Origin of the sequence: Brevundimonas sp. (assembly GCF_016463295.1) — a bacterium.
Classification (GTDB): domain Bacteria; phylum Pseudomonadota; class Alphaproteobacteria; order Caulobacterales; family Caulobacteraceae; genus Brevundimonas.
On record NZ_JAEMRO010000087.1, the window covers coordinates 1 to 8,401 of the forward strand.

Genomic DNA, 8,401 nt, shown 5'->3' on the forward strand with positions numbered 1-8,401 from the left:
TCGAGGAATTCGACTTTGAATCCCGCACGAAGCGCCAGCTTCGTGGAAACATCTATCTCGCCAAGGTCACCCGCGTAGAGCCCAGCCTGCAGGCCGCCTTCATCGAATACGGCGGCAATCGCCACGGCTTCCTGGCCTTCAACGAAATCCACCCGGACTACTATCAGATTCCGGTCGCCGACCGCGAGGCCATCATGGCCGAGGCGCACTCGGACGAGGACGATCACGACGACCTGGGCCGCGAAAGCGACGACGGCGAGTCCGAAGGCGGCATGGCCGAGGAAGAGCGGCTGAAACGCCGCCTGATGCGCCGCTACAAGATTCAGGACGTCATCAAGCGTCGTCAGGTCATGCTGGTGCAGGTCGTCAAGGACGAGCGCGGCGGCAAGGGCGCGGCCCTGACCACCTGGCTGTCTCTGGCCGGCCGCTACTGCGTGCTGATGCCCAATACCGGCAAGGGCGGCGGCATATCGCGCAAGATCACCCAGGCCACCGACCGCAAGCGCCTGAAGGCTGCGGCCGCCGCCCTCGACGTGCCACGCGGCATGGGCCTGATCATCCGTACGGCGGGGGCAAAGCGCACCAAGGCCGAGATCAAGCGCGACTATGAATATCTGCTGCGCCTGTGGGAGACGATCCGCGAGACCACGCTGAAGTCCAACGCCCCCTCGATTATCTATGAGGAAGAGAATCTGGTCCGCCGTGCCGTGCGCGACATGTTCGACAAGGATTTCGACGGCATTCAGGTCGAAGGCATCGAAGGCTTCAAGGAGGCCCGCGATTTCATGCGAGTGCTGATGCCCTCGCAGGCCAAGAAGGTGCATCTGTACCAGGGCGCGCGGCCCCTGTTCGCGACCAACGGCATCGAGGAGATGCTGACCCAGATCCATCAGCCGGTCGTGCCCCTGCCCTCCGGCGGCTACCTGGTCATCAACCAAACCGAGGCGCTGGTCGCCATCGACGTCAACTCCGGGCGCTCGACCAAGGAGCGCAACGTCGAGGCCACGGCCACAAAGACCAATATCGAGGCCGCCATCGAGGCGGCGCGCCAGTTGCGCCTGCGCGACCTGGCCGGCCTGATCGTCATCGACTTCATCGACATGGACGAGGGCAAGAACAACCGCACCGTCGAAAAGGTGCTGAAGGACGCCCTGGCAAAGGATCGTGCGCGCATCCAGATGGGCCGCATCTCCGGCTTCGGCCTGATGGAAATTAGCCGCCAGCGTCGTCGCCTGGGTGTGATCGAGGGGGCCACCGAGGTCTGCCCGCATTGCCAGGGCGCGGGGCGTATCCGCTCGGCGGAAAGCGCCGCCCTGATGACCCTGCGGGCTGTCGATATCGAGGCCGGCAAGAACGGCGCGGGCGTTGTCAATCTGCGGCTGTCGACCGCCGTGGCACTCTATATCCTCAACCACAAGCGCGACTATCTGAACAGCCTGCTGGTCAAGCGCGGGCTAAACGTCGTGATCCTGATCGACGACAGCCTGGGTCAGGGCGAACACGCTATTGAGCGCATCGAGACCAATGAGGACTTCGTGCCGGAACAGGCACCGGCCTTCATCGATCTGGACGATGACTTCGACGACAGCGCCTATGACGAGGATGAGGCCGACGACGATGACATCATCGCCGACGATGACGACGCCGAAGACGGCGAAGACCGCGAAGACACCGACGACGACGAGCCGCGTGAGCGTTCCGAGCGACACGACCGCGAACACGGCGGACGCGGCCGTCGCCGCCGTCGTGGCGGCCGTCGCGACGAGACCGAAGCTGCGCCACGCGATGACGAGGCCGCTCCTGCCCTGACTGTGGGTGAAGACGACGACGACAGCGAGGCCGGTCGCCGCCGTCGTCGGGGTCGCCGCGGGGGGCGCCGGACTCGCGAGGAAGGCACCGAGCGCGACGCCTTCTTCTGGGTGCGCGGTCGTACCCCGTCGCTGGACGATCCTTACGTCTGGTTCGACCCGATCAATCCTGAGCGCTCACAAACGCGGACCGAGGTGGCGTCTCCTGACAGCGTGATCGCCGACGTCGAGGAGCGGATCGGCGAACGTCCCGAGGGCGAGCGTGAAGGCCGCGAGGGCGGTCGATCGCGCCGGCGTCGCGGACGGGGTCGCGGTCGTGACCGTGGCGGCGAACTGACCCACGAGGTCAAGGTCGAGGCTCGCGCGACCAACGAAGGCATGCCCGCCGACGGCTCGCCCGACACGCCGATGGCCGTCCAGATCGAAGCCGATGCCGATATGCCGCCGGTGGCCGTGATCGAAGAGCCGAAACGCCGCCGCGTCCGTCGCAAGACGTCCGCCAACACGACCGAGGCCTCCAAGCCAGAAGCGGTCACTGAACCGATCGAGCCGAACGAGGCCAAGCCTGTCGCGGCAGAGCTTGCCGAACTCGACGTCACGCCGGCCGAGGCTGTCGAGGAACGCGCCGAAACCGTGACGGAGCCGACAGCGGCAACGGTCGTCGAACATGTGGCCCCTCAGCCCGAGGTCGACGTCGCCGCTCTAATCGCCGATGATCCCGCCCAGATCGTCGCACCGCCCGAAAAGCCCAAACGTGGGTGGTGGCGCCGCTGAAAGGACGCGATTAGTCTGTGAGATCGTACCGAACGGGGGCGTTCGAGGCTTGAGGAGTTTGCCATGACCTGGCTGTCCCGACCTGTCCGCCGCCTGTTCGGGGCCGCGTCCGTTGCTGGTCTGCTGCTGGCGACGGGCTCGCCCGCTGCGGCCCAGAGCGCCATTCGCGACACCGAGATCGAGGAGATCATTCACGAATGGTCTTCGCCAGTCTTCGTGGCCATGGGCCTGGAACCCGAGGAAGTCGAAATCCTGCTGGTGAATGACGACAGCCTGAATGCCTTCGCCACGCGCGGCCGGATCATGGGCCTGAACACCGGACTGATCATGCGCACGCGCAACGCCAACGAGCTGCTGGGGGTGGTCGCGCACGAGGCGGGTCACATCAAGAACCGCCATACCCTGAGGGATGGTGCCCAGAACGCAGGCATGCAGCCGCTGCTGATGACCATGGCCCTGGGGGCCCTGGCCATTGCGGCCGGTGCGCCGGACGCCGGGGCGGTCCTGATCGGCAACAGCCAGTATTTCGGCACACTGAGCGCCCTGCGCTACATCAGCCATCAGGAAGGCGAGGCCGACAACACAGCCGCCCGGGCGCTGGACCGGGCGGGCGAATCGGGACGCGGACTGGTGACCTTCTTTGAGCGCAACTTCCGCACCGAGGAAGTCTTCTCCGACGCCCGTCGCTATCCCTATTTCCGCAGCCACCCGCTGTCGTCCGAGCGGATCGAGAACCTGCGCCGCATCGTGGCCGAAGGCACGCATAACGATGCGGTCGATACGCCCGAGCGTGCGGCCCAGCACGCCCTGGTGCTGGCCAAGATGCACGCCTTCATGGACCATCCGACAGATACGCTGCGCGCCTATCCCGAAACGGACGTCAGCCTGCCCGGCCGCTATGCCCGCGCTATCGCCTGGTATCGCCAGGGCGAGATCGAAAAGGCCATCGCCGCCATCGATGTGCTGTTGGCCGAACAGCCCGAGAACCCGTACTTTTGGGAACTGCGGGGTCAGGTGCTGATGGAGGAAGGTCGTCCGGCCGATGCCCTCGCCTCGCACCAGCGGTCAGTCGAGCTCAAGCCGGATGCACCGCTGCTGAGGGTCAATCTGGGCCACGCCCTGATCGCCTCGCAGGACCCGACCAAGCTGGACCCGGCCATTCTGGAACTGAAACGCGCCGTGGCGCTGGAGCCGGAAAACACCCTGGCCTGGCGTCTGCTGTCGCAGGCCTATTCCAGCCAGGGCAAGGAGGGCCAGGCCCGGCTGGCGACGGCGGAAATGTATTTCGCCATGGGCTCGGAGCGTCAGTCCACGCAGTTCGCCCTGCGGGCCCGCGACATGCTGGATCGCGGCAGCCCGGAGTGGACCCGTGCCATGGACATCGTCTTCGCCTCGGGCGCGACCCAGGCCGATGTCGATGACGTCGACCGCCGCAATGCCCGCCGCCAGCCGGTCATCGTGCCGGCCGGCGGCTGATCGAGACTTTTCAGGATACGCATGACCGATACGCCCGAACCGACGCCAGAGCCCGCGCCGACGCCTGCCAAGAGGTCATGGTTATCCGATGCCAAGGTGGGTCTGGCAGGACTGGTTGTGGGCCTGATCGCTCTGGTCGTCGCGGTCGCGCCCTATGCGACCGGTGGCGACTTCGATGCGCGGGTTCGCAGCTATCTGCTCGCCAATCCCGAAGTCCTTCAGGAAGTCAGCGACGCCCTGAATGCAAAGGCCGACGTCGCGCGTCAGGCGGCGGATCGCGAGCTGGCGGGTCAGATCACCGCGCGTGCGGCCGCCAATCCAGCCCTGCTGGCGCTCGATCCGCGCGATCCGTCTTTCGGTCCCGCCGACGCCAAGGTGACGGTGGTGGAGTTCTTCGACTTCCGCTGCCCTGGCTGCAAGGCGACGGCCCCTGAAGTTCTGGCCCTGATGCAGGCGCATCCGGACGTGCGGTTCGTGTTCAAGGACTGGCCGATCCTGGATCGCGGCAGCGACGGCGTTTCGCACCTGTCGGCCCGGGCGGCCCAGGCGGCGCATCGTCAGGGCAAATATCTGCCCGTCTTCCGCGATCTGATGGCCGAGCCGGACCTGACGCCCGAAAGCATCGCCCGCATCTTGAACGACAATGGCGTGTCCCTGCCCCAGGCCGAAACGGCCATGGCCAGCGGCGAGATAGCCTCGCACCTGGCGGACGTTCAGACGACGGCGACGACGCTGGGTCTGCAGGGTACGCCGACCTTCCTGATCAACGGCAAGGCCAGCGCGACTATCCAGCCGGCGGACATCGATGCCGCCATCCGGGCCGCCAAGGCGGGCTGATCAGGGGATCGCGCCGACGCAGCCTTCGTCGCCACCGACTGGCAGGGCGGCATCGGTCAGCGACAGCGTCCAGCCGTGATGGGTGTCCAGCCCGCGACGGCGAATGCCGCCGCCGTCACCGGCATCGCCACCGGCATCGACGACCACGCGGCGACCCGTCGGCAGGGCGGCGGGGTCGATGCGGCCGACGGCCAAGGCGCTGGGCGTCTCGCCACCGAAGCCGTCGAACACGCTGAGCCCCGCCCATTCGCGGCGCAGGCCCGTCCACCAGGGATCGCCCGCATTGACGGCCAGGACGGCGACGCCGTGGCCTTCGGACGCCCATTCCAGCGCGGCCTGCGGATCGCGCACGGCCCGCATGTCGGCGGCGGCTCCGAAGCGAAGGCGGGCCCCGTCGAAGGCACGGGTCGGCTCGATCGGCGACCAGACCTGGACCTTCATCCGGCCCTGCCGGGCAAGGCCCCAGCCGACGATCTGACGCCAGAGGGATTCGACGGCCTCCTGATTATGCGGTTCGGCCTGGGCCAGGACGCGGTCCAGCACACGCTGTTCGCGGTCGGGGCGCAGTTTGACGTGGGGGCCTGCGGGGGCGTCCTTGGCCTGGCCGACGCGGGCGGCGATGGCCAGGCGACGCTGGAACAAAGCCAGGAGTTCGTCGTCAAGCAGATCGATCTCGTGGCGCAGGGCCGCGAGCGCCATGTGTTCAGGGCTGATGTCCGTCAAAGCGGGCCAGACTTGCTGGAGGGCAGTTTTGGTGTGGGGCACGATATTGAGCTTTCGGTATTCGACAGGGCTGCGATGAGGGGTTTTGCGAGCCGCCGCTCCGTCGCGGAGCGGTCGCCGGCGAGGCCGTCAGGAGCGAGTGCCCGACGCCTCAGCCGGCGTATCGAAAGCCGTAGGCATAGAGGCCCGACACCGCGAAAGCGCGGGCGGTAAAGGTCGCAGCCATTGCTTGCGGACGGGCCATGCGCCTCACTGGACGCAAGGAACATGCGGCGTCAAGCCGGTTTGGCGCTCAGCAGGACGAAACGCGTCCGATTTTCAGCTTCGTCCTGAATATCGTTGCGCAAAATCGACAGGTCATAGACCTCGGCCGCGCGGACAGGGGCGACGGCAGCGCGGCTCTTATCTGCCGCCTCGGCGACCGAACGGGCGGCCCCGGCTGTGTCGAAGACGATGACCGGTTCGATGCTCAGACCGGTCAGGGTGCCGGTGCACTGGCGCAGGGCGATGGGGTGGCTCTCGGCCGTCCTGATGTCCGACAGACGGGCACCGTGCGGGGCCATCAGGGCCAGGCGGATAGGCCGCCAGACCTCGGAGACGATGTGCAGGCCGCTGTTCTCCACCAGGGTCGCCGCCGGTTCGACCCGGCCTATGGTCGAGTTCTCGACCGGGATCAGGGCACAGCCGACATCGCCTGCCTGAAGGGCCTCCAGCACATGCTCGAACGTCTGATACGGCACCGCCTCGTCCCAGGGACGCAGGTCGACGCAGGCCTCATGGCTGAAGGCACCCGGCGCACCCTGATAGGCACACCGTCCGGCGACGTCGTCACCCTCGGGCTTGCCGACGCCCTCCAGCACGGTCAGGCCGCCTTCGATCGCGACTGACGCCCGGTCTTCAGGCGCTCGGCGACCAGGAAGGCCAGCTCCAGCGCCTGGTCTGCGTTCAGACGGGGATCGCAATGGGTGTGATAGCGGCTGGACAGGTCGTCCTCCGTCACGGCCTGGGCCCCGCCCAGACATTCGGTGACGTTCTGGCCGGTCATTTCAAGATGGACGCCGCCGGGGTGAACGCCCTCGGCCTCTGCCACGTCGATGAAGGTCTTCACCTCGCCCAGGATTCGGTCGAACGGACGGGTCTTGTAGCCATTGGAGGCCTTCAACGTATTGCCGTGCATCGGGTCGATGGACCAGATCACCCGCCTGCCCTCGGCCTTCACCGCCTTCATCAGACGCGGCAGGCGATCGCCGACCTTGTCGTGACCGAACCGGCCGATCAGGGTCAGGCGACCCGGCGTGTTGTCCGGGTTCAGGGCGTCGATCAGGGGCAGGATGTCGTCCGGCTCCATCGTCGGGCCGCATTTGACGCCGATCGGGTTCCGGATGCCGCGCATGAACTCGACATGGGCTCCGTCCAGCTGGCGCGTGCGCTCGCCGATCCACAGCATATGGGCCGAGGTGTCGAACCATTCGCCCGACCCGCCATCCAGGCGCGTCAGGGCGCTCTCGACGTTCAGCAGCAGGGCCTCGTGGCTGGTGAAGACCTCGACCCGGCTCAGGTCCGGATGGGTCTCGGGCGTGACGCCGACCGCCTCCATGAAGGCCAGGGCCTCGGTGATCTTTTCGGCCAGTTCGCGGTACTGGGCCCCGACGGCATGGTCGGCGAATCCGAGCGTCCAGCGGTGGATGTTGTACAGGTCCGCATAGCCGCCGCCCGCGAAGGCCCGCAGCAGGTTCAGGGTCGAGGCCGACTGGTTATAGGCCCTCAGCAGACGCTGGGGATCGGGGATGCGCTCTTCCGGCGTGAAGTTCATGCCGTTGATGATGTCGCCGCGATAGGACGGCAGTTCGACATCGCCGATCTGCTCCACGCCCGACGACCGCGGCTTGGCGAACTGCCCGGCGATACGGCCGACCTTCACCACCGGCTTGCGGCCCGCGAAGGTCAGAACGACCGCCATCTGCAGGATCAGACGGAAGGTGTCGCGGATATTGTCGGTGGAGAACTCCTTGAAGCTCTCGGCGCAGTCGCCGCCTTGCAGCAGGAAGGCCTCACCCGCCTCGACCTGGGCCAGTTTGGAGGTCAGGCGTCGCGCCTCGCCTGCGAATACCAGCGGTGGCATGGCCCGCAGTTCATCCTCGACCCGCGCCAGTTCGGCCATGTCCGGATAGTCCGTCGGCATCTGCACGACGGGTTTCTGTCTCCAGCTTTCGGGGGTCCAGCGCATTGTCATGAATACAGAATAGGCTTTCGACGGGGCCGCGACAACGCACGGCGTTGCAGTGCTGCAAAGTGAATGGAACGGCGACGGTCGGGCAGCCGTCTTCCCCGCCTGCAGAAACCCGCAACCGGTTAAGGGTGGGATGGGCCGGCGGAGCGCCGGGCTGTCGCCCGGAGACCGTGGGAGATGGATGTTTCGGCGACAGACGAACGCTCCGCACGAGATGTCTGACCGGTGGCTGTCGGCCTGGGATGGAGGGGCATCCCCCACCCAGGACCAGCGACGCTCTTAGCGCCTTGCCGACATGGCCTCCGGCGGGACGGTCGGAGCCTTGCGGAACCCGATCCCGTGAACAGCGCAGGTTCCCTGCCATACGCTCTTTGTGGAGAGCGCCCGAGGGCGCTCTCCGGAACGACGCCCTAACGCTCGCCTCGCGGAGGCTCGCTGCTTGAGGGCGTCCTTCCTGTTTTGGGGAGACACCGTGCTCGCGGAGAAGGTCGGTGTTCACCGACAAACCCGCGTAGCCGGGACCACCCCACCCCGCTCATCTCGTTCCCGCCGC

The 8,401-nt window shown here is 66.8% G+C and carries 6 protein-coding genes; 3 read left to right on the forward strand and 3 right to left on the reverse strand.

Annotated elements, in window-relative coordinates; all coding sequences use genetic code 11:
* From JHC81_RS12580 to JHC81_RS12590, 3 genes are all read left to right on the forward strand, one after another.
* Positions 1–2,582: ribonuclease E/G (locus JHC81_RS12580; RefSeq protein WP_292175212.1), on the forward strand; the 2,582-nt coding region annotated here is incomplete at its 5' end.
* Between the two features lie 63 nt (positions 2,583–2,645).
* Positions 2,646–4,058 carry a M48 family metalloprotease gene (locus tag JHC81_RS12585; RefSeq protein ID WP_292175213.1) on the forward strand — a complete coding sequence of 471 codons (1,413 nt, stop codon included), beginning with the start codon at positions 2,646–2,648 and terminating at the stop codon, positions 4,056–4,058.
* A gap of 21 nt (positions 4,059–4,079) precedes the next feature.
* Positions 4,080–4,895: a thioredoxin domain-containing protein gene (locus tag JHC81_RS12590; protein WP_292175214.1), complete on the forward strand. Its 816-nt coding sequence runs from the start codon at positions 4,080–4,082 to the stop codon at positions 4,893–4,895.
* On the opposite strand, the gene JHC81_RS12595 is transcribed toward JHC81_RS12590, so the two are convergent.
* From JHC81_RS12595 to JHC81_RS12605, 3 genes are all read right to left on the reverse strand, one after another.
* On the reverse strand, positions 4,896–5,660 hold the full coding sequence (locus tag JHC81_RS12595) for a chorismate mutase (RefSeq protein WP_292175215.1): 765 nt from the start codon (positions 5,658–5,660) through the stop codon (positions 4,896–4,898). It lies immediately after the preceding gene.
* 233 nt (positions 5,661–5,893) lie between these two features.
* Complete coding sequence (locus JHC81_RS12600; RefSeq protein ID WP_292175216.1) at positions 5,894–6,478, reverse strand: prephenate dehydratase domain-containing protein; 585 nt, start codon at positions 6,476–6,478, stop codon at positions 5,894–5,896.
* A gap of 2 nt (positions 6,479–6,480) precedes the next feature.
* Positions 6,481–7,851: a class II 3-deoxy-7-phosphoheptulonate synthase gene (locus JHC81_RS12605; RefSeq protein WP_292175217.1), complete on the reverse strand. Its 1,371-nt coding sequence runs from the start codon at positions 7,849–7,851 to the stop codon at positions 6,481–6,483.
* Between the last annotated feature and the right edge of the window lie 550 nt (positions 7,852–8,401).

Coding starts and splice junctions, on each gene's coding strand:
- JHC81_RS12585 (WP_292175213.1), top strand. CDS start 2,646: ATGACCTGGCTGTCCCGACCTGTCCGCCGCCTGTTCGGGGCCGCGTCC.
- JHC81_RS12605 (WP_292175217.1), bottom strand. CDS start 7,851: ATGACAATGCGCTGGACCCCCGAAAGCTGGAGACAGAAACCCGTCGTG.
- JHC81_RS12590 (WP_292175214.1), top strand. CDS start 4,080: ATGACCGATACGCCCGAACCGACGCCAGAGCCCGCGCCGACGCCTGCC.